This is a genomic window from Streptomyces shaanxiensis (assembly GCF_039537145.1).
In the GTDB taxonomy this organism is placed as follows: Bacteria; Actinomycetota; Actinomycetes; order Streptomycetales; family Streptomycetaceae; genus Streptomyces; species Streptomyces shaanxiensis.
The window spans coordinates 328,713-348,633 of the sequence record NZ_BAAAZY010000012.1 but is presented as its reverse complement, the minus strand read 5'-3'; the positions used below and the strand labels follow the sequence as shown (position 1 = coordinate 348,633).

Annotated in this window: 16 protein-coding genes; 7 read left to right on the top strand and 9 right to left on the bottom strand. The window is 70.8% G+C overall.

The window, feature by feature from the left end; translation table 11 throughout:
- Positions 1-55: 55 nt before the first annotated feature.
- Both ABD932_RS24640 and ABD932_RS24635 read left to right on the top strand, forming a co-directional pair.
- Complete coding sequence (locus tag ABD932_RS24640) at positions 56-1,489, top strand: PspC domain-containing protein (RefSeq protein WP_345015687.1); 1,434 nt, start codon at positions 56-58, stop codon at positions 1,487-1,489.
- The gene (locus ABD932_RS24635; protein ID WP_345015686.1) at positions 1,476-1,727 is read left to right on the top strand and encodes a hypothetical protein; all 252 of its coding nucleotides are present in this window, start codon (positions 1,476-1,478) and stop codon (positions 1,725-1,727) included. The genes ABD932_RS24640 and ABD932_RS24635 overlap by 14 nt, the downstream gene beginning before the upstream one ends.
- A gap of 70 nt (positions 1,728-1,797) precedes the next feature.
- Here ABD932_RS24635 and ABD932_RS24630 read toward each other — a convergent pair whose 3' ends face one another.
- Positions 1,798-2,328: a DoxX family protein gene (locus ABD932_RS24630; RefSeq protein ID WP_345015685.1), complete on the bottom strand. Its 531-nt coding sequence runs from the start codon at positions 2,326-2,328 to the stop codon at positions 1,798-1,800.
- 313 nt (positions 2,329-2,641) lie between these two features.
- On the opposite strand from ABD932_RS24630, the gene ABD932_RS24625 reads away from it, so the two are divergent.
- Positions 2,642-2,833 (top strand): hypothetical protein, encoded by a 192-nt coding sequence (locus tag ABD932_RS24625; RefSeq protein ID WP_345015684.1) that lies wholly within the window; start codon positions 2,642-2,644, stop codon positions 2,831-2,833.
- A gap of 378 nt (positions 2,834-3,211) precedes the next feature.
- On the opposite strand, the gene ABD932_RS24620 is transcribed toward ABD932_RS24625, so the two are convergent.
- Entirely contained in the window at positions 3,212-4,495 is a 1,284-nt protein-coding gene (locus tag ABD932_RS24620; RefSeq protein WP_345015683.1) for a hypothetical protein, read from the bottom strand.
- Between the two features lie 413 nt (positions 4,496-4,908).
- Between ABD932_RS24620 and ABD932_RS24615 the strand changes: the two genes are divergently transcribed.
- Positions 4,909-5,805, top strand: coding sequence for a DUF4429 domain-containing protein (locus tag ABD932_RS24615; protein WP_345015682.1), 897 nt, complete (start codon positions 4,909-4,911; stop codon positions 5,803-5,805).
- A gap of 74 nt (positions 5,806-5,879) precedes the next feature.
- Here ABD932_RS24615 and ABD932_RS24610 read toward each other — a convergent pair whose 3' ends face one another.
- Complete coding sequence (locus ABD932_RS24610; RefSeq protein WP_345015681.1) at positions 5,880-6,686, bottom strand: class II aldolase/adducin family protein; 807 nt, start codon at positions 6,684-6,686, stop codon at positions 5,880-5,882.
- A 154-nt stretch (positions 6,687-6,840) separates the two neighbouring features.
- Between ABD932_RS24610 and ABD932_RS24605 the strand changes: the two genes are divergently transcribed.
- Positions 6,841-7,314 (top strand): pyridoxamine 5'-phosphate oxidase family protein, encoded by a 474-nt coding sequence (locus ABD932_RS24605; protein WP_345015680.1) that lies wholly within the window; start codon positions 6,841-6,843, stop codon positions 7,312-7,314.
- 21 nt (positions 7,315-7,335) lie between these two features.
- Here ABD932_RS24605 and guaA read toward each other — a convergent pair whose 3' ends face one another.
- A complete protein-coding gene (gene guaA / locus ABD932_RS24600) occupies positions 7,336-8,919 on the bottom strand; it encodes a glutamine-hydrolyzing GMP synthase (protein ID WP_345015679.1) in 1,584 nt (527 codons plus the stop codon).
- 394 nt (positions 8,920-9,313) lie between these two features.
- Between guaA and ABD932_RS24595 the strand changes: the two genes are divergently transcribed.
- On the top strand, positions 9,314-9,640 hold the full coding sequence (locus tag ABD932_RS24595) for a chorismate mutase (RefSeq protein WP_345016377.1): 327 nt from the start codon (positions 9,314-9,316) through the stop codon (positions 9,638-9,640).
- 529 nt (positions 9,641-10,169) lie between these two features.
- Here the strand turns inward: ABD932_RS24595 and ABD932_RS24590 are convergent.
- Positions 10,170-11,312 (bottom strand): hypothetical protein, encoded by a 1,143-nt coding sequence (locus ABD932_RS24590; protein WP_345015678.1) that lies wholly within the window; start codon positions 11,310-11,312, stop codon positions 10,170-10,172.
- Positions 11,313-11,574: 262 nt separating this feature from the next.
- Between ABD932_RS24590 and ABD932_RS24585 the strand changes: the two genes are divergently transcribed.
- Positions 11,575-12,570 carry an LAETG motif-containing sortase-dependent surface protein gene (locus tag ABD932_RS24585; protein WP_345015677.1) on the top strand — a complete coding sequence of 332 codons (996 nt, stop codon included), beginning with the start codon at positions 11,575-11,577 and terminating at the stop codon, positions 12,568-12,570.
- A 115-nt stretch (positions 12,571-12,685) separates the two neighbouring features.
- Here ABD932_RS24585 and ABD932_RS24580 read toward each other — a convergent pair whose 3' ends face one another.
- The 4 genes from ABD932_RS24580 to ABD932_RS24565 all read right to left on the bottom strand — a co-directional run bounded on the left by ABD932_RS24580 (position 12,686) and on the right by ABD932_RS24565 (position 19,868).
- Positions 12,686-14,506, bottom strand: a complete 1,821-nt coding sequence (locus ABD932_RS24580) for a GMC oxidoreductase (protein ID WP_345015676.1) — start codon at positions 14,504-14,506, stop codon at positions 12,686-12,688.
- Positions 14,507-14,584: 78 nt separating this feature from the next.
- Positions 14,585-16,198, bottom strand: a complete 1,614-nt coding sequence (locus ABD932_RS24575; RefSeq protein WP_345015675.1) for a succinic semialdehyde dehydrogenase — start codon at positions 16,196-16,198, stop codon at positions 14,585-14,587.
- 131 nt (positions 16,199-16,329) lie between these two features.
- The gene (locus ABD932_RS24570; protein ID WP_345015674.1) at positions 16,330-18,066 is read right to left on the bottom strand and encodes a serine/threonine-protein kinase; all 1,737 of its coding nucleotides are present in this window, start codon (positions 18,064-18,066) and stop codon (positions 16,330-16,332) included.
- Positions 18,067-18,104: 38 nt separating this feature from the next.
- A complete protein-coding gene (locus tag ABD932_RS24565) occupies positions 18,105-19,868 on the bottom strand; it encodes a serine/threonine-protein kinase (protein WP_345015673.1) in 1,764 nt (587 codons plus the stop codon).
- Positions 19,869-19,921 lie beyond the last annotated feature (53 nt).

Genomic DNA, 19,921 nt, shown 5'->3' with positions numbered 1-19,921 from the left:
CCGACCAGGGTCATTCCGACTCCCGCCACGCCGACCCGCCCGTCACCATGGACACATGACAGATCACCAGCACGCCGCGGACTCCGTGCCCGGGCCGGACGCCGTGCCCACCGCGGGCACCCCGTCCGGCCCGTCACCCGCGAGCGCCGCGGGTGAGGAACCGCGCGCACACACGGGCGCGGAAGCAGGGGCGTCCGCGGAAGCGGGCGTACTCGCCCCGCCGCACAAGTTCCGGCGCCACCGGCGCGACAAGATGCTGGCCGGTGTCTGCGCCGGGCTCGGGCGGCAGTGCGACATGGACCCGGTGATCTTCCGGATCACCCTCGCCGTGCTCTCCGCGACCGGCGGCATCGGCCTCATCTTCTACGGCTTCGCCTGGCTCTTCGTCCCGTACGACGACGAGGAACAGAACGAGGTGCGCAAGCTGCTGACCGGCCGCGTGGACGGCCAGGCGCTGACCGCCGTGCTGTTCGCGCTGGTCGGCTGCGGCGTGTTCCTGACACTGCTGACCAACGGCGGCGTGCTGACCTTCGCCGTCGTCCTCTCCCTCCTCCTCGCGGGCGCCGGCTACTGGTCCCGACACCGCGGCGCCACCGACCCCGACCCGCTCGCCGCCCAGGCCGTCGCCGACGCCCCACCGGAGGCCCAGGCACCGCCGGCCCCCGCCGCCTACCCCTCCTGGTGGCGCGACCCCATCGTCAAGGACGGCACCCACGAGGGCGGCACCGGGTATCTGTGGGGCCCCCGTGACTCCGGCGACCGCGACATCGCGGCGGCCGTCAACATCGGCCTCGGCACCAGGTGGAACAGCCGCGAGGACATACGGGTCCGAAGCCCTCGTCCACCGAAGCAGCGCGGTCCCCGTTGGATCGGCGGCTGGGTGTTCCTGCTGGCCCTGCTCGCCGGCGCCCTGGGCACGAGCGCGACCTGGGAGGACCATGCCCTCGGCACCAGCCTGCAGACCGGCCTGTCCTGCGCGCTGCTCGTCATAGGCCTGGGCATAGCGGTGAGCGCGTTCCTGGGCCGCACGGGAGCGGGCTCCATATTCCTGGCGATCATCACGGCGGGCCTGCTGGCCGCCTCGGCAGCGCTGCCCAAGGACATCAGCACCCACTGGATCGAAAGAGACTGGCGACCGGCCGCAGCGGCCGACGTCCGACCGCAGTACGACTTGGGCACCGGCGTCGGCACCCTGGACCTGACCCAGGTGGAGTTCACCGAGGGCCAGACAGTGACCACCAGGGCCGATGTGGGCGTGGGCCAGCTGAAGGTGATCGTCCCCAAGGACGTGACCGTGAAGGCGAGCATCGACGTAGGGGTGGGAGACATCCAGTTGCCGGGCGACGACGAACGGGACGTGGACGTGGCACCGGGCAAGCACAAGGAGCTGACCCTGAAACCACCCACCGGCACCAAGGCGGCGGGCACGCTGGACCTCGACCTCAGTGTCGGCGTGGGACAGGCGGAGGTGAGCCGTGCTACGTCATGAGTTCCAGCCCGGCAGGCTGGTGGCCGGCACTTTCCTGACCCTTACGGGCATCATCTACGCCGGCGACGCGGGCGACGCCTGGGAGACGCCGTGGTTCGTGGTGATCCCCCTGGTCGTGGGCGGCCTGTTCCTGGCGGGCGTGGTGGCGGCGTTGACCCGAGGCATACGCAAACGCCGCCGCTCACCCCACGGCACCACCACAACACCCCCCGACCCACACCCGGAGGCCCCCCACTGATCTACGGACACCCGACACCCACCACCGACAGCCCCGCCGACCGGAATACCGGCAGCCCCGCCGACCGGAGCTACCGGTAGCCCCCCGCCCGCTGCCGTCGCCGCGCACGGAGTGCGGCGTCCACGGAGAACATGGGGGCACCCGCGAGCACGAGGGGCAGCCAGGCCATCAGATAGGCCAGGTCATTGCCGTAGTAGTACGGATCGGAGGCCCAGCTCACCGTCAACCACAGACTCAGCGAGATGAGCGCACCGCCGAGTGCCGCCAGACGGGCGAGCAGCCCGATGAGCGTGCCGATACCGACGGCCAGCTCACCGCAGGCGATGGCATAGCCGAAACCGACGGGGCTCTCCAGAGCCAGGTCGACCATGTCGGGGATGGCCGCGGAGTCACGAACGGCACGCATCATGTCGCCGATCGACCCCGAACCGGAGTCCTTCAGGAAGGCGCTGTCCGTGAGTTTGTCCAGGCCGGCGTAGATGAAGGTGACGCCGAGGAAGACGCGGAGCGGGAGGAGTGCGTAACGGGTGGCGGTGTCCCGCCAGTCCCGGCCGCCGTCGAGGTAGGGGGAGTGCGTGTCCGTGTGCATACCGTGAGTCATCGCCCGTAGCCGCCTCTCGCCCGCCGTGCCGTGACCCCTCGAAAAACGATACGTACGCAGTGGCTGCGCCGCTCAATCCAATACCGCCCCGTATTTTCCGACGCCCCCCGTCCGGAGGAAACCCCGCGTCAACACCAGACACAGTCGAAGAGTGCCGCCCGGCGTGAGGGCTGGGCGGGGGTGAGTCGCTCACCCTCGCTTGCGGGGTGCCGCCTGCGCCCACCCGTGCCGCCCCAGCGGCACGACTGCCCGCAGGCTGGTGGACTGGGTTGCCGTGTCCCGCAGGCTGGCTCCGGAGGCTGAACGAGGAGCCATGACACAGAGGCAGGCGCCCCGCGTGTGGCGGGCGATCTCGCTCGCCACGACATCGGCGGCCATCGCGCGCAGCGCGACGCCGGTGGGCGTGATGTGCGAGGCCCGCAGCGCCGCCCCAAAGTCCGCGACCTCGTCGGAGGCCAGGGGACTGCGCCCCGCAGGCTGGGCGAAGGCTGAACGCGGACGCTAGGGGGTGGCTGTGGTTCGGAGGCCGGCGGCCTGCCGGTGCCAGCTGCTGGGCGGCCCATCCGGCACTACGGCGTGCGGCGTGCGACGAGGGCGCGTACCCCCACGGGCCCGCGGTCGCCCACGGCGGGAAGGGGACGTGCCGGGGGGTGTCCGCCCGCAGTGGCCGGCGTCAACACGCAGCACCTCCCGGCCTAAGTCCAACCGCCGGTCCGAGGACGGACACCCCCCGGCACGGCCCCGACCCACAACGAAACGCAAGGCGCTACGCGAACCCCCACCCCACCCGCACAGGCCGCCGCAGGCACCCCCACCCTCAACCGCCGGAGGCCACCGCAGGCACCCCACATCCCACCTGCACCCAACCCACCTAAGGGAACCGTCACTCAGTCACATCAATCACGTACCGATTGGTCTCCACCCCCGCCGCAGTAACCACCTGCACCTCCACCCGCCCGGGCTCCACATCCGCAGGCACCGGCACCGTAAGCACCGCATCCGTCGGGTTGCTGAACCCCCCAGCCACCGGCACCAACGGCACCCGCACATGCACCGCCCCGACCCGTACCACCATCCGCGACAACCGGTCCGCCCCGTGCGCCCCGGGCGGCACAAACCCGGCGCCCCGGATCTCGACGTCGTCCCCCGTACGGATCGGCGCGTCCAGATCCCCGGCCTCCCGCGCCCGCACCACCGAGAGGATCACCGGCCGACCCCCCTCCGCGTACTTCCCGGCGAGATACGTCGCCGCCGAGATCAGCACCACCACCGCCAACCCCCACGGCAGATCCGGCAACTGATCCGGCCGCCGAGCCAACCGCACCGCCGCGAACAGCAGCGCGACCCCGCCGATCACGACGTACTGGATGTCCGCGAACGACCCCCGCCCCGAGTCATCCGTCAGCAGATCCGCCGCCCGGGGCCGATCCGCCCGCACCTTCTGCAGCCGCTGCCCGAGCACCCGCACCCCGACCACCCGCCGCACCAGCACCGCGATCGCACACACCACGGCGAGCACGGTCACCACACCCGCAGCCCGCCCGAGCTCAAGCCCGGCGATCAACGCATCGCGCTCCCCGTGCCCGGACGCCGCCGCAAGCCGCCCCACCAGCACGAGCACGGCGTAGGCAACGAACAGCACCCACGCCCCGGCGACCGCACGCGACGTGGACAGCCGGTTGTCCTCACCGATGACGGGCGCCAGCGCCCCACCCCGAGCCCGGTGGAACCACGACGCCGCGGTGAGCGCCCCGGCCGTCACCAGCGCGGCCAGCAGCCCAGCCGTACGCGCCGACGTCCACCCCGCGCCGATCGCCGTGAACGCCTGTACGAGCAGCAGCACCACGACCAGAGCCCAGACGCCCGTCGCCGTTCGAAGCCACAGCCGCGCCAGCCACGCCTCGCCCTCGGCCCTCCCCCGTACCGCGACCAGTTCCGCGGACTGCGTCAACTCCTCTGAGACCCACTGCCGGGAGGCCGAGGCCGAATGGGCCACGGCAGCCGGAAGCCCCTGCCCGGCCGCGAACCCGTCCCGCTTCAGCAGAAACTCGGCGACCGCCCGTCGATGCCCCGCACGCGCCCCGTGCGGACAGTCCCCACAGCTGCAGCCACCCCCGTGCCCGCCCGCTGCCGAGCCGCCTCCCTGCCCCGCCTCCTGCACCGCCACGCCCGACGCCCGCCTTCCCCACGACCTCACGACCTCACGACCCAGTGGCCTCACGACCAGTGACCCGAATAACCAGAGCTCAAGTGACCGGCAGCCCAAATGACCAGTAGCCCGCCGGACCAGCAGCCCCCAAGAACCGGTGACCCGAATGACCAAATCACCTCATGGCCTTATAGCCTCACGGCCCCCCAATCGGCAGCCCGTCTCAGATACCGGCCACCACGAATTTCGGCCACCCTTCGGCCGGACACCCGCACCACCGACAACTCCCGTGCAACGACAGCGAATTGTGCCCTACACCCGCGCCCCACCCCCGCCCCACGCCCTCTCCATGCCCTCCCCACCCCCGCCAGGCCCACTCGGCGCGGGTGACGACCGACCCCCCGAGTTGACCCGGCTGCGAGAATTCCCGTATGGCCGAGATCATCCAGCGCGACGGGACCTGGGCCTTCGACGGCACAACGGTCCGGATCACGCCGGGACTCCACCGCTCCGTGCCGCTGTTCCGGCAGACGTACGGAGAGATCTCCGTACCCCTCGAGGCCGTGGCGAGCATCGTCTTCGAGCCCGAACGCAAACGCGGACGGCTGCGGATACGGCTGCGCGAGGGCGCCGACCCGCTGCTCCACGCGACCGGCGGCAGACTGCCCGACACGGCGGATCCGTACCGGCTGGCGGTGGACGTCGACCGCGCCGGGGTCGCCGAGTACGTCGCCGAGGAGATCCGCCACGCACTGCTCCTGGACCAGATCCCCAAGGAGCCGACCAAGACCTACCTCCTCCCCGGCCCACCGGTCCCGGTCTCCGTCCGCTCCTCCGACGGCACGGTCTCCTTCGACGGCACCCAGGTGCGGATCGACTGGTCCGACACCTCAGACCGGGTGAAACGGGCGACCGGCCCGCGGATCATCGACGTCGGCGACCTCGTCCAGGTCGAGTGGCTGCCCAACTCCGGCTACGAGGACGGCTTCCTGCGCTTCGTGACCCGCGAGACGGCGTTCTCCAAACTGCCGCCGGAGAAGGACCCGTACGCCCTGGACATGTGGGGCAACACCCGCCGCGACCTGCTCACCGCCCTGGTCGCCACCGCGGTCACCGCCCGCCTGCCGCACCCGTCCACCCGCACCGGCGTCGAATACGCCGACCCGCCTCAGCCGACGGCGTCCGTCCCGCCCCAGGGTCAGCCCCCGGCCGACCACCACGACGTACTGCTGCGCAGGCTGCGGGAGCTGGGGGAACTGCACCGGGACGGCGTGCTCACGGACGAGGAGTTCGCGATGACGAAGGCGGTCGTCCTCCGAGGCTTTTGACCACAAACACCCCCCAAGCGGGCTCGCGCAGCTCAGCAAATCCGGCCCACTCAGCTCAACAAATCCGGGCCCACTCAGCTCAGCAAATCCGGCTCGCTCCGGCTCACGTCCTGCCACAACGGCTGATAGTTGATCCACGCCACCAGATCCCCACCCAACTGCTCCCACGTGGCCACCGCCAGCCGATGCTCGATCAGCACCGGACGCCCCGCCGCCTTCGCCGTCAGCTGGACCTGACAGGACCGTTCCATCGACAGGAACCACCAGGCAGCCGCGTCCACCGAGTCGCCGACGGTCAGCAGCCCGTGGTTGCGCAGGACGAGCGCCTTGCGGGAGCCGAGCGCGGCGGCGATGCGGCGGCCCTCCACGGCGTCGACGGCCACCCCCGAGTACGTGTCGTAGAGCGCGTGGTCCTCGTAGAAGGCACAGCTCTCCTGGGTGATCGGGTCCAGCAGTTCCCCGAGCGCCGCGAGCGCGCGCCCGTGCACCGAGTGGCAGTGGGCGACCGCGACGACGTCGGGGCGGGCGGCGTGGACCTGGGAGTGCACGGTGAAGGCGGCCTGGTTCACGTGGTAGCGGCCGTCGATCACCTGCCCCTCGGAGTTGGCGAGGACCAGGTCGCTGACGGTGACGTGCTTGAACGGTATCCCGAACGGGTTCACCCAGAAGCAGTCGGTGTACTCGGGATCGCGCGCGGTGATGTGCCCCGAGACCCCGTCCTCGAACCCGAGCCGTCCGAAGATCCGCAACGCGCCCGCGAGCCGTTCCTTGCGGTGCCGGCGCTCGTCCGCGACGGACTCGTGCATCGGCGGCATCGCGAACTGCAACTGGTCGGTCGGCAGCGGCGAGGGCGGAAGGGGCCCGAGGGGCGTCCCGTGCATGTGTCCTCCAGCACTGGGTTGCTTACGGGGCGGAAGTTACCGTCGGTCAGCGCAGGAGAACAGAGATGTTCTGTAAAGATCCCGCCCTTATCGCGTCGCCCGGCCCCCGGAAAACCAGACAGCGGATGTCGGATATCGGCGCCACACTCGCCGTATGACAGCGAACTGGGCAGCTTTCACCGAGGCGGAACCGGAACTCGCCCGCCTCGCGGAGGATCGCTTCGGCGCCTTCACCCACCACGTCCTCGCCACGCTCCGCAAGGACGGCTCCCCGCGCACCACCGGTCTGGAGGTCCGTTTCCTGAACGGCGAACTGTGGCTCGGCATGATGCCGGACTCGGTCAAGGCACTCGACCTGCGCCGCGACCCGCGTTTCGCACTCCAGGCGAACCCCGGGGAGGGGCAGTCCATGGGCGGCGGTGACGTACGGATCGCCGGGCGGGCGATCGAGGTGGAGGACCCGGCGCTGAAGGCCGTGTACACCGAAGAGGTGGAACCGCCGGAGCCGTTCCACCTCTTCCGTACCGAGCTGACGGAGGTCGTGAGGACCTACGTCGAGGACGAGAAGTACCTCGTCGTCCAGATCTGGCAGCCCGGCGAGCCCCTGCGCACGATCAAGCGCACATAGGGCCCGTGCAGCCCATCGGGCTCACTCCCACTCGATCGTCCCCGGCGGCTTCGACGTCACGTCGACGACGACGCGGTTGACGTCCCGCACCTCGTTGGTGATCCGGGTCGAGATCCGCGCCAGGACGTCGTACGGCAGCCTCGACCAGTCGGCGGTCATCGCGTCCTCGCTCGACACCGGCCGCAGGACGATCGGGTGGCCGTACGTCCGCCCGTCACCCTGCACGCCCACACTGCGGACGTCCGCGAGCAGCACCACCGGGCACTGCCAGATCTCACGGTCGAGACCGGCCGCAGTGAGCTCCTCGCGGGCGATGGCGTCGGCCTCGCGGAGCAGGTCGAGCCGCTCCTTCGTCACCTCGCCGACGATCCGGATGCCCAGGCCGGGCCCCGGGAAGGGCTGGCGCTGGACGATCTCGTCCGGGAGCCCGAGCTCCTGGCCGACCATCCGCACCTCGTCCTTGAACAGCTTGCGGAGCGGCTCGATCAGCTTGAACTCGAGGTCCTCCGGCAGGCCGCCGACGTTGTGGTGGGACTTGATGTTGGCGGTGCCGGTGCCGCCACCGGACTCGACCACGTCGGGGTACAGGGTGCCCTGGACGAGGAACTCCACCGCCGGACCCTCGTCCGCGATGATCTCGGCCTGCGCCTGCTCGAAGACCCGGATGAATTCGCGGCCGATGATCTTCCGCTTCTCCTCGGGGTCGGAGACCCCGGCGAGCGCCTTGAGGAACCGCTCCTCGGCGTCCACGACCTTCAGCTGTACGCCGGTCGCGGCCACGAAGTCCTTCTCGACCTGCTCGGTCTCGCCCTTGCGCATCAGGCCGTGGTCGACGTACACGCAGGTCAGCTGGGCGCCGATGGCCTTCTGGACGAGGGCGGCGGCGACGGCGGAGTCCACGCCGCCGGACAGCCCGCAGATGGCGCGCTTGTCGCCGACCTGCTCGCGGATGGCCGCGACCTGCTCCTCGATGACGTTGCCGGTGGTCCAGTCCGGCTTCAGGCCGGCGCCCCGGTACAGGAAGTGCTCCAGCACCTGCTGGCCGTGCGTGGAGTGCATGACCTCGGGGTGGTACTGGACGCCGTACAGCTTCTTCTCGTCGTCCTCGAAGGCGGCGACCGGGACGACGTCCGTGGAGGCCGTGACCGTGAAGCCCTCGGGGGCGGCGGAGCAGGCGTCGCCGTGCGACATCCACACGTGCTGCTCGGCCGGGGTGCCCTCGAAGAGGGTGGAGGACGACTTCGACACATGGAGATCGGTACGGCCGTACTCGCGCGAACCGGTGTTGTCGACCGTCCCGCCCAGGCTCTGCGCCATGAGCTGGAAGCCGTAGCACATACCGAAGACGGGGACGCCGGCCTCGAAGATCGCGCGGTCGAGGCGGGGGGCGCCCTCCTCGTACACGGACGACGGGCCGCCGGAGAGGATGATCGCCGCCGGGTTCTTGGCGAGCATCTCCTCGACGGGCATGGTGCTCGGCACGATCTCGCTGTAGACCCGGGCCTCGCGGACGCGACGGGCGATGAGCTGGGCGTACTGCGCACCGAAGTCGACGACCAGGACGGTGTCGGGGGCGGCGGTGGCAGCGGGGGTCGCTGGTGACACGGGTTGCCTTCCGGCGGCTGGGCGGGGGTCTGTGCTGCCGATTCTACCGGGGTGGCCGTGGGGACGGTCCCGCCCGCTGGGGGCTGCCGCCCCAGGCCCCCGCCTCGGCCCCGAAAGGGCCTCGCCCTCAAGCGCCGGACGGGCTGAAAGAGGCCGGCCGGCACCGAGATGAGCCGGACCGGCCGAGCGGTCACGTGCCGTCTCAGGATGCGAACCGGGTTGGACGTCCCCGACCGGCCCGGCATACTGACCCCATGCTCACGCACCCGACCTTCCTCTTTACCTATGGCACCCGGCCCGCCGGCTGCCATGGTCGTGCTGCTTGAGCAACTGACAAGCGACTTCCCAGGCGCCCCGGGCCGACAAGGTCCGGGGCGTCTGGCGTTTCCGGGTCCTGTCGCTCCGGGGCACCACCCCCCCGTCTACGAGGAGCCCCGAAATGACCGCCATCGACGTGACCGGCGCCCGCACCACCGAGGCCGCGGACGTGATCACCGGTGCCCGTGAACGCATCGACGCCCTGGACGACCGGATCATCGGGCTGATCCAGGAACGCATGGCCGTCTCGGCCGTGATCCAGGAGGCGCGGATCACCTCCGGCGGCCGGCGGGTGAACCTCTCCCGCGAGATGGAGGTCCTCAGCCACTACAGCGAGGCACTGGGCAAGCCGGGCACGTCCCTCGCCATGACGCTGCTCGAACTGTGTCGCGGTCGCATCTGAGTTCGGGGCCCTCCTCACTCGTACGGCGCGTGACGCCTCCCGCACCCCTTCGTTGGTACCGGTGTCCGTGCCAGCCAGGGGCGGGCCCGAAAGAACCACGCGTGGCTCACTGGAGCGATGAGGCGTACGGATCACTCCGTACGCCGTGGGACCTCGCTCCAGGTAAGTGACCGGACGGCAGGGGACAGCAGCCCGGTCACCCAAGAGGGTCGGCTCCGGGGACGCCCGGGGCCGACCGGCGGAAGTGCGGGAAGACCGTACGAAACACGGACGGCGTACAGGGCTGGGTCGAGCGGTTGCGGTGGCCGCGCGCGTCCAGCACGATGCGTAGAAACCGCCTGATCCGGACCGTAAGTCCCGGCACAGACAACTTCATTGCCAGAGGCCGAGACCGCTCTGCGCAACAGGACCAGCGGCGCAACCCCCCGGCGCCGCTCCCCAGGCACCGACGCTGCCCTGACGTCGGTGCTGACGAAAGAAGGGCCCCGCGGCCACTGCCTGCGGGGCCCTTCTCATGCCGTCCGCCCACTCATGTACGCGAGAGCGTGCCGCACTCCGAGTCCGTCCCGGCGCCGTCCAGCCCCCTGCTGCGGTCGTACGGATCCACCACCTCACCGGACGGCTCGGGGCTGGCGTACAGGTCGGCCTGGAACCTCGGATGGATGAAGCCGTCACCCTGTCGGCAGGCGTCGTTGCCGATTTCGCTGCTGAGGTCGAGCAGCCAGATGCGCCCCTCGGTCGCCTGGTACTTGACGGGGTCGACGACGTCCACCTGAACGGCGCGGCGGACGATCGTGCGCGTGACCTCCTCGCCGCCTCCTGCCTTCGCCACCGGGTACACGAAGGTGTAGTCGGCCCGGATCAGCGCCCTTCCGCCCTTGCCCTCGCCGGGTTCGACCGTCATTCGGCCGCGCACCCTCACCTCGGTGCCGACGAGCTCGATCTCGTCCGGGTCGAAGCGGGTGAAGTTCCACTTGGGGTCGTTCTCGACGGTGGGTCGGCGCAGGCCCGCGCGCAGACGGTCGACGTACTTCTTCGACAGCGGGTCGAGGAGCGCCAGCGCCTCCTTAGGCTCGGCGCCGTACAGCACGTCGCGGTCGAGGTTGGCGGCGACGAGGAACTTCTTCGTGAGCCGCAGCGCGTTCTCGATGCGCGCGGCGGAGACCCCGCTGACGGCCTTGGCCTTCGGCAGCTCGATGGCGTCCGCGCCGGTGGCCCAGCGCTCGGCCGGGGATCCGGCGAACGGCTGCTTGCGTGTGGGCTGACCTGCCACGTCGGCAGGCGCACCGCTGGGCCGGGTCGTCTCCCCCTCCAGCGGTGACGCCGACGGCGTGTCCGGGTCGGCGCCCGAGCCGCCGGGCAGCCAGGACAGCGCGGCGGACGGCTTGAGGGCGATCACGGCCACCGCGACGGCGAGCAGCACACCGAGCACGCTCCACACCTTCCGGCGGCGCGCGGACCGGCCGTTCGTCTCCTGCCAGGCGGGGCCGGTACGCCATCCGGCGGGCAGTTCCCCGCGGGCCTCCTGCCGGCGCAGGCGTTCGGTGACCATGCGGGCGCGGGCGGAGGGTTCCTTCGGGGCGGCGGAGGCCCCGTCGCGCTCGGCGTCCCGGACGAACTTCTCCCATTCCTCGTCCGATATGGACGAGCCCTCGGACGGCTTGTCGGTCACGGCGGTGTGCGCTTCCTCTCACTGGGCTGGGCTGTCGGCCGGCTGAGCGTACGTCAGCTCCGGACCCGCGGCGGGACCTCTCCGGAAGTAACGCAGGTGTGAGGTAGGCCACATAAGAAATCCGTTAGTGCAGGCACAACCATTCACAGCTGTCACGGATCAAACCCTGCGAACCAACGGCCACACCCGCGCCCCACACGCGGAGGCCTCCCTGCCATTCGCGTGTTGCGAGGTCGCAGCACTCCGGACTTTCGAGGTCTTCATGAAGCTTCGCCGCGCCCTGGCCGCCGCAGCCACGACGGCTGTCATCGCGCCGATCGCGCTGCTGTCCGCGCCGGTCGCGTTCGCCACGGACGAGACCCCGACGCCGCCGCCCACCGAGACCGTGACCGAGACGCCGTCCGACACGCCGACGAGCGACGCGCCGACCGAGACCGCCACGGAGACGGCCCCGGCCCCGAGCACGTCCGCGACCGAGACCGCCACCGAGACGGCCCCGGCCCCCAGCACCTCCCCGACCGAGACCGCCACCGAGACGGCCCCGGCCCCCAGCACCTCCGCTCCCGAGGAGTCGGAGACCCCGGACCCCGACCCGTCGGCGTGCGAGGACTCCAAGGTCGACGTCACCTTCACCGGCCTGCCCGGCAAGATCGCCGCGGGCAGTGGCTGGCACAAGTTCTCGCTGAACGTGCTCAACAACTCCGACTCGACCCTCGAGGACCTCGACTTCTTCGCCGGGGCCTCCCCCGACGCCGAGGGCATGGAACTGTTCCAGAGCAAGCAGGTCGAGCTGCAGGCCTGGGACCCTGACGGCAAGGTCTGGGTGACCCTCGACGAGGAGGGCTGGGCGGTCGGCTACGTCGGCTACACCGACGAGCTCAAGCCCGATTACGAGGTCAACATCCCGATGCGGATCAACGTGAAGTCCAGCGCCCCGGCCGGCGCCGGCTTCACGCTCGGCGCGACCATTTACGGTGACGCCGACGACGAGTGCTTCGGCTACGGCGAGATCTCGTACAAGTTCCAGATCGTGGCCGCCGGAACGAACACGGACGGCACCAAGCCGCAGGAAGGCGGCAAGGCCCCCGTCACGGACGAGAAGCCGGGCAGCGGCACGCCGGAGATCACCGGCAACCTCGCCGAGACCGGCTCCAGCTCCCAGCTGCCGGTCATCGCGACCGTCGGTGGCGTCGCGATCCTCGCCGGTGCGGGCGTCGTGTTCGCCATGAAGCGCCGCAAGGTCGGTGCGGAGGCCTGAGCCTCACCGAGGCCTGAGCCTCACCAATAGCTCTACGCAAGACAGAGAAGGACCTGCGCTCGGAGGGGGGTGCAGGTCCTTCTCTGTTGGTCATGAGGCCGTATGGCCCAATGGCCTACTTCTTCGGCGGCACCGCCGGCATCCCCAGGAACGGCAGCCTGAGCGCGCCGAACGCCTCCGCCGGAACCGCCGGGGACTGCGGCTCGACCGCCTTCAGGCGTTCGTACGCGGCGCCCTGCGCCGGACGCGGGTCGGCCTCGCCCTTGTTGGGCCAGTACGACATCGCCCGCTCGGCCTGCGCGGTGATCGTCAGGGACGGGTTCACGCCCAGGTTGGCCGAGACCGCCGCCCCGTCGACGACCGAGATGCCGGGGTGGCCGTACAGACGGTGGTACGGGTCGATCACACCGGTCTCGGGCGAGTCGCCGATCGGGCAGCCGCCGAGGAAGTGGGCGGTGAGCGGGGTGCCCATCAGCTCGCCGATGTTGGAGCCGGCGAAGCCGTTGATGTCGGCCGCGATGGCCGACGCGGCCTCCGAAGCGGCCTTGATCTGCTTGGGGTTGGGGGCGCCGTGGCCCTGGCGGGCGGTCAGCAGGCCCTTGCCGACGCCGTCCGGCTTCAGGTACGTCGTCAGCGAGTTGTCCAGCGACTGCATCACCAGGCCGATGATGGTCCGTTCCGACCAGCGGCGGTTGGAGAGGGAGCGCAGGACCAGGAGGGGGTGCTTGGCCGCGTTCGCCAGCCAGGCCGCCACCCGCGACGAGCCCTCCGCGTACGGGACCTGCAGGATCGACAGGCCGCCCATCGAGTTGGAGCCCTTGCCGTAGCGGACCGGTTCGATGTGGGTGTTCTCGTCCGGGTGGATCGAGGACGTGATGGCGACTCCGCGGGTGAAGTCGACCTTCGCCTCGCCCGTCGCCTTGCGGTAGCGCCGGTTGACGGTCTGCGCGCCGACCAGGGCCTCCGAGTTGGTACGGGTCAGCTCGCCCAGCTTCGGTGAGAGGTACGGCAGTTGACCGCCGGCCTTCATACGGTGCAGGAGGGTCTGGGTGCCGTACGTCCCCGCCGCCACCACGACCCGGCGGGCCTTGAACAGGCGGCCCTCGCCCTTGGCCTGGGCCTTCCCCTTGCGGTCGGTCGGCAGCGTCGCGACCGCGTAGCCGCCCTGCGAGTCGTCCGTGATCGACACGACCGTCGTCATGGGGTGGACGACCGCGCCCGCCTTCTCGGCCAGGTAGAGGTAGTTCTCGTTCAGGGTGTTCTTCGCCCCGTGCCGGCAGCCCGTCATGCACTCACCGCACTCCGTGCACGCCTTGCGCGCCGGGCCCGCCCCGCCGAAGTACGGGTCGGCGACCTCCTGGCCCGGCTTGGCCCGGGACTCCCCCTCGGCGTCCTTGCCGTCGCCGTAGAAGACGCCGACCGGCGCCATGTGGAAGGTGTCGCCGACGCCCATCCGCTGGGCCGCCGCCTTCAGGTGGACGTCGGAGGGGGTCATCGTCGGGTTGAGCCGTACGCCGAGCATGCGCTGGGCCTGGTCGTAGTACGGCTTCAGCTCCTCCTGCCAGTCGGTGATGTCACGCCACTGGGGGTCGTCGAAGAAGGCCTTCGGCGGTACGTAGAGGGTGTTGGCGTAGTTGAGGGAGCCGCCGCCGACACCCGCGCCCGCCAGCACCATGACGTTTCCGAGCAGGTGGATGCGCTGGATGCCGTACATGCCGAGCTTGGGGGCCCAGAGGTAGTTCTTCAGGTCCCAGGAGTTCTTGGGGAGGGTCTCGCGGGTCCAGCGGCGGCCGGCCTCCAGAACGCCTACGCGGTAGCCCTTCTCGGTCAGGCGCAGCGCCGTGACGGACCCGCCGAACCCCGACCCGACGACGATGACGTCATAGTCGTATCCGGAACCGTCGTCCTGCTTCTGGGCAGAGTTCTCCTGTGACACGTGCTCTCCTCATTGAAAGCGGCAAAGCGGCGGTGCGGCCTCCGACCGAGGCAGTGCGGTCCAGCCGATCCAGCCGGACTAGCGGAAACGGAACGCCTTCATCAACCGCAGGCTCCGGCTCATGAACTGCGCGTACTTCTCGTCGTCCATGCCCAGCGACGGCGCCATCGGCAGCAGCCGCTGCTGGGCGACCGTCTGGGCCTCCGTGTACTTGAGGATGCCCTCGGAGCCGTGGCGGCGGCCGAGGCCGGAGTCCTTCATGCCGCCCATGGGCGACTGGACGCTGCCGTACGCGGGGGCGTAGCCCTCGTTGACGTTGACCGTGCCGGTGCGCAGGCGGGCGGCGACCGCGCGGCCACGGCTGCCGTCCTTCGTCCAGACCGAGGAGTTCAGGCCGTACGCCGTGGAGTTGGCCTGCTCGATCGCATCGTCCTCGGACGTGAAGCGGTAGATCGAGACGACCGGGCCGAAGGTCTCCTCGGCGCAGACGGCCATCGGCGCCTCGACGCCGTCGAGGATGGTCGGCTCGAAGAAGTACGGGCCGATGTCGGGTCGGGCCGTGCCGCCGGCGACTACCTTCGCGCCCTTGGCGACGGCCTCCTCCACATGCCGGGTGACCGTCTCCAGCTGGCGCTCGCCGACCAGGGAGCCCATGTCGGCGCCGTACGCGAGGGACTTGCCGAGCCGCATCGCCCTGGTGCGGGCGGCGAAGCGCTCCACGAAGGCGTCGGCGATCGACTCATGGACGTACAACCGCTCGATGGAGATGCACAGTTGGCCTGCGGAGGAGAAGCAGGCGCGGACGGCGCCCGCGGCGGCCTTCTCGATGTCGGCGTCCTCCAGGACCAGCATGGCGTTCTTGCCGCCGAGTTCGAGGGAGACGCCGACCAGACGGGCGGCGGCGCCCTGGGCGACCTCGCGGCCGGTGCGGGTGGAGCCGGTGAAGGAGACGTAGTCGGCGTGCTTGACGACCTCGGGGCCGACGACCGGGCCCTCGCCGAGGACGACCTGGAAGACGTCGGCGGGGAGCCCCGCCTCGACGAGCAGGTCACGGGCCCACAGGGCGGTGAGGCAGGTCTCCGTGTCGGGCTTCATGACGACCGCGTTGCCCGCGACGAACGCCGGGAGCGCGTCGCCGACGGACAGCTCCAGGGGGTAGTTCCAGGGGGCTATCTGACCGATGACGCCGCGCGGGTGGCGCAGTTCGGTGACCTTCGTGAGCGTGGGCATGGCGCCCGCGTGCCGCTTCGGCCTGAGGTAGGCGGGGGCCTTACGGCCGTAGTGGCGGGCGGCGACGGCTACGGCCTGCACCTCCTCGTGGGCGTGCAGACGGGCCTTGCCGGTCTCCAGCTGGATGAGGTCGAGGACCTCGGCCTGGCGTTCGAGCACCAGGTCGTGGAAGCGGAGCAGGACGGCGGCACGCTGCCGCACGGGGACCTGGGCCCAGACGGCCTGGGCGGCGCGGGCCGCCTCGTAGGCCTTCTGCACGTCCTCGGGCGTGGATTCGGGCAGGTCGGCCAGCTTCTCGCCGGTGAACGGCGTGTGGTTGGCCGTACGACCGGAGCCGACCACGCCCTTGGTGAGCTGGGCGACCAGCTCGGGGGTGACCACGTCGGCGGCGGTGCGGGCGCCCTCCGGGGCGGGGGCGAGGGGGTTCGTGCCGGTCTTGGCCGGGGCCTGCGCGTCCGTCATGAGGCGCAGGGTATGCCGGAGCGGAGCCTTTGTGTACCCGTCGGTAACGCGGATTCACCGAGTGCTCACATGCCGCCAGTGTCCACTGGCAACAAACACGCTGATCAGGGCGTTGCCGACTCGGTGCCGCGTCACTCGATCTCGAGTCGGTCACGGGCGCCCTTGAAGACCGCGGTGCCCTTCTTCTCCGAGGGCGTGCCCTTGGGCATGTCGACGCGCAGCTCGTACATCCGGTCGTCCGCGGTGACGATCAACAGCTGCATGACGCGGCTCGGGGACTCCTCCATGTCGTAGGTGGTGTCGACGAGGACGGCGTCGTCGCCCTTGAAGCTCGTGCGGGTGGACTGGCTGCTCGCGTCATGGTTGTAGCTGTCCCAGGTCTTCTGCGCCTCCTCGGCCTGGTCCAGCAACGGGCCGGGGGACTTGTCCCACTTGGTGAGGCGGACCTGGACGAGGCCGATGTCGTAGACGACGAGCCGGGGCTGGTCGGTGGCGCTGCCCTCCCGCGCCATCTCCTTGTACTCGGCGGGGAGGGAGAGGACGGCGTCCATGTCCTTCTCCTCGTGCACGATCCAGGTGCCGCCGGTGGGAGTGGGGGTGATGGTGGGGCTGGGGGTGGGGGTACGGGTCTTGGCCGGGGTCAGGGGGGCCGAGGTGTAGGTGGGGTTCATCTCCTTGACGTCGTCGCCCTTGTCGACGAGGAGGGCGGAGGCGGTGAACCAGGTGCCGGCGACGAGGAGGACGCCGAGGGCCGCTACGGGGATCGGGCGGAGGAGGAGGCCGCCTCGGCGTTTCGGGGTCGGGGCGGGGGTGGGGGTGGAGGTGGGGTTCGGGGACGTGGGGTCCGATGACGATCCGGACGTCGACCCGGTGGTCGGTTCACGGTCCGGTTCACCTGCCGAGTCACCCGCCGGTCCACCCGCCGCCGCACCTCGCAGCCGTACCGTCCCCGAGTCCTCGGCGAACTCCCGCAGCTCCGAGGCGTCCTGCGGCCCCGCCCCCGCCGAACCCGGGGAGGGCTCCGGCACCGGCCATCCCTCCGCCACGGCCTCCAGAACCGCGCCGACCTCCTCCGCGTCGGGCCGCCGGTCGGGGTCCTTCTCCAGCAGCCGCACGATCAGCGACCCCAGCGGCCCCGCCTGTTTCGGCTCGGGCGGATCGGCGGCGAGGATCGCGGCGAGCGTGGACTCCAGGGTCGTACGGCGGAAGGGCGACCAGCCCTCCACGGCGGCGTACAGCAGCACGCCCAGCGACCACAGGTCGGAGGCCGGCCCGGCGCCCCGGCCGGACATGCGCTCGGGAGCGATGAACTCCAGGGAGCCGATGAACTCGCCGCTGACGGTGAGGGATTCCTCGCCCTGGATGTGCGCGATGCCGAAGTCGGTGAGGACGACGCGGCGGTGCGCGCCGAGCAGGACGTTGGCGGGCTTGACGTCGCGGTGCACGATGCCGACGTCGTGCGCGGCGCGCAGGGCGCCGAGGACGGCGAGGCCGATGCGGGCGGTCTCGGCGGGCGGGAGCGGGCCGCGCTGGAGGACCTCGTGCAGGGACTCGCCGCGGACCAGCTCCATGACGATCCAGGGCAGTCCGTCCTCGACGACGACGTCGTGGATGGCGACGGCGGCCGGGTGGTCGACGCGGGCGGCGGCACGGGCCTCACGGTAGAGCCGGTGGGCGGCCCGCTGATGGGCCGCGTCCTCCGGATCGCCCGGCAACCTCGGCTGCTTGACGGCGACTTCGCGCTCCACCAACTCGTCGAGCGCCCGCCAGACGGTACCCATGCCGCCGGAGCCGATGCGCTCGACCAGGCGGTAACGCCCGCCGATCAGACGCTCCTTGTGGCCGGTGGCGCCCCCGTCGTTGGTCATGTCCCATGACTACCTTGCGGGGCGGGGCGTTGGCCAGTTCAGAGCTTGTTGATGTCCACGTTGTCGATCACCGTCTTCGCCACCTCACGTCCTCGTTCTGTGAAGTCGCCCTTGCCCGGATAGCTGATCGTCACCTTGTACATGTCGCCGCCCGAGGTCTTGTAGTAGAAGATCTTCAGCTCGCGGGGGCGCGGGTTCTGGGTGTCGGTGGTGGTGTACTCGACCGTGTTCTCGGCCGACTGTTTGCCCTGGTACGTGGTCTGCTTCGGGGCGGTCTCGGCGCCTTCCGGCATGGCGAGGTCGTAGCTGCCCTGTTCCTTGAACTCCTCGTTGTCGGCGTACATTTCGGCCGCAGCGGAGTTCTTGATCTCGTTCGTGGTGTCCTCGGACTTCCTGGCCAGGTTCACGCCGATCCAGATGCCGCCGCTCCAGTCGGAGTAGGTGACCCAGTTCTTGTCCGTGTCGTCGGCGTCCGGCTTGCCGACCTGGTAAGTCGCGGGCACTTGCAGTGTCACACCCAGCCGCGGGTGCGCCCGTTCCGTCCAGCCGTCCGGCAACGGCCCCGCGAACGGATCCGCGATCACCAGATACGCCGCCACCGCGCCCGCGACGACCGCCGCGCCGATGCCGAGCAACGCCTTGCGCCCCAGCCGGACCCCGCCCTTGCCGCCCTCGGCGACCCGCACCACCTGCGTGGTGGCCGGCGTCGGCGGGTTGGCCGCCTGTTCCAGCAGCGCACGCGTCTGCGCGGCGTTCGGGCGGCGTGCCGGGTCCTTCTGGAGCAGGCCGTTGATGACCTCGGCGAGCGGCCCATGGGCCGAAGCGGGCGGCGCGGGCGTGGCGTTGAGGACCGACTGGAGGGTCGCGGGGGTGTTGCTGCGGCGGAACGGCGAGACGCCCTCCGTCGTCGCGTACAGGACGACGCCCAGCGACCACAGGTCGCTCGACGGGCCGGGCCGCTGGCCCAGCACCCGCTCGGGCGCGATGTACTCGGGCGAGCCGACGAAGCCGCCGGTGTCGGTGAGGTTGGTCTCGCCCTCGATCTGGGCGATGCCGAAGTCGGTGAGGACGACGCGGTCATGGCGGCCGAGCAGGACGTTGTCCGGCTTCACGTCCCGGTGCAGGATGCCCGCCGCGTGCGCGGCCTCCAGCGCGCCGAGCACCTGGAGGCCGATTCTCGCCGCGTCCCGGGCGTCGAGCGTGCCCTCCTGCAGCGCGCTGCCCAGCGAACGGCCCTGGACCAGCTCCATCACGATCCACGGCCGGCCGTCCACGACGGCGACGTCATGCACGTTCACGACCGCCGGGTGGTCGAGTCTGGCCGCGGCGCGTGCCTCGCGGCGCATCCGCTCGTAGGCTTTGGCACGTTCGCGTTCGGGAAGATGATCAGGTACGCGGGGCTCCTTGACGGCGACCTCGCGGTCCACCGTCTCGTCCTTGGCCCGCCAGACCGTACCCATGCCGCCGTGCCCGAGCTTGGCGAGCAGCCGGTAGCGGTCCGCGATCAGACGTCCGGTGCCGGGGTCCGGCACCGGAGGCTGAGCGTGCGCGGCAGGCTGAGAGGGCACAGGGGGCTGAGAGGACGCAGGGGGCTGGGAGGGCGCGGCAGCCTGGGACGGAACCGGGGGCTGCGACGGCGCGGCGGGCTGGGCCGGCACGCCCTGCTGCGGTACGACCTGCGTGGGTGCCGCGTACGGATTGTCCGGGTGCGGCACGGACGCCGGCGGGTTCGGCTGCGGTGGTTGCAGGCCGAAACTCGTCGGCTCGTCGGGCCGGTAAGGGGCTCCCCCGTTGCTGCTCATGCGTCCATCCATATCGCGGCAAGCGCTTCGGCATCCAGCGGGAACGCTTTCCG

Bases quoted from the DNA above. Each gene is read 5' to 3' on its own strand.
- ABD932_RS24625 (WP_345015684.1), top strand. From the start codon at position 2,642: ATGACACAGAGGCAGGCGCCCCGCGTGTGGCGGGCGATCTCGCTCGCC.
- ABD932_RS24605 (WP_345015680.1), top strand. From the start codon at position 6,841: ATGACAGCGAACTGGGCAGCTTTCACCGAGGCGGAACCGGAACTCGCC.
- ABD932_RS24575 (WP_345015675.1), bottom strand. From the start codon at position 16,198: ATGACGGACGCGCAGGCCCCGGCCAAGACCGGCACGAACCCCCTCGCC.
- ABD932_RS24570 (WP_345015674.1), bottom strand. From the start codon at position 18,066: ATGACCAACGACGGGGGCGCCACCGGCCACAAGGAGCGTCTGATCGGC.
- ABD932_RS24585 (WP_345015677.1), top strand. From the start codon at position 11,575: ATGAAGCTTCGCCGCGCCCTGGCCGCCGCAGCCACGACGGCTGTCATC.
- ABD932_RS24640 (WP_345015687.1), top strand. From the start codon at position 56: ATGACAGATCACCAGCACGCCGCGGACTCCGTGCCCGGGCCGGACGCC.
- ABD932_RS24615 (WP_345015682.1), top strand. From the start codon at position 4,909: ATGGCCGAGATCATCCAGCGCGACGGGACCTGGGCCTTCGACGGCACA.
- ABD932_RS24565 (WP_345015673.1), bottom strand. From the start codon at position 19,868: ATGAGCAGCAACGGGGGAGCCCCTTACCGGCCCGACGAGCCGACGAGT.
- ABD932_RS24630 (WP_345015685.1), bottom strand. From the start codon at position 2,328: ATGACTCACGGTATGCACACGGACACGCACTCCCCCTACCTCGACGGC.
- ABD932_RS24610 (WP_345015681.1), bottom strand. From the start codon at position 6,686: ATGCACGGGACGCCCCTCGGGCCCCTTCCGCCCTCGCCGCTGCCGACC.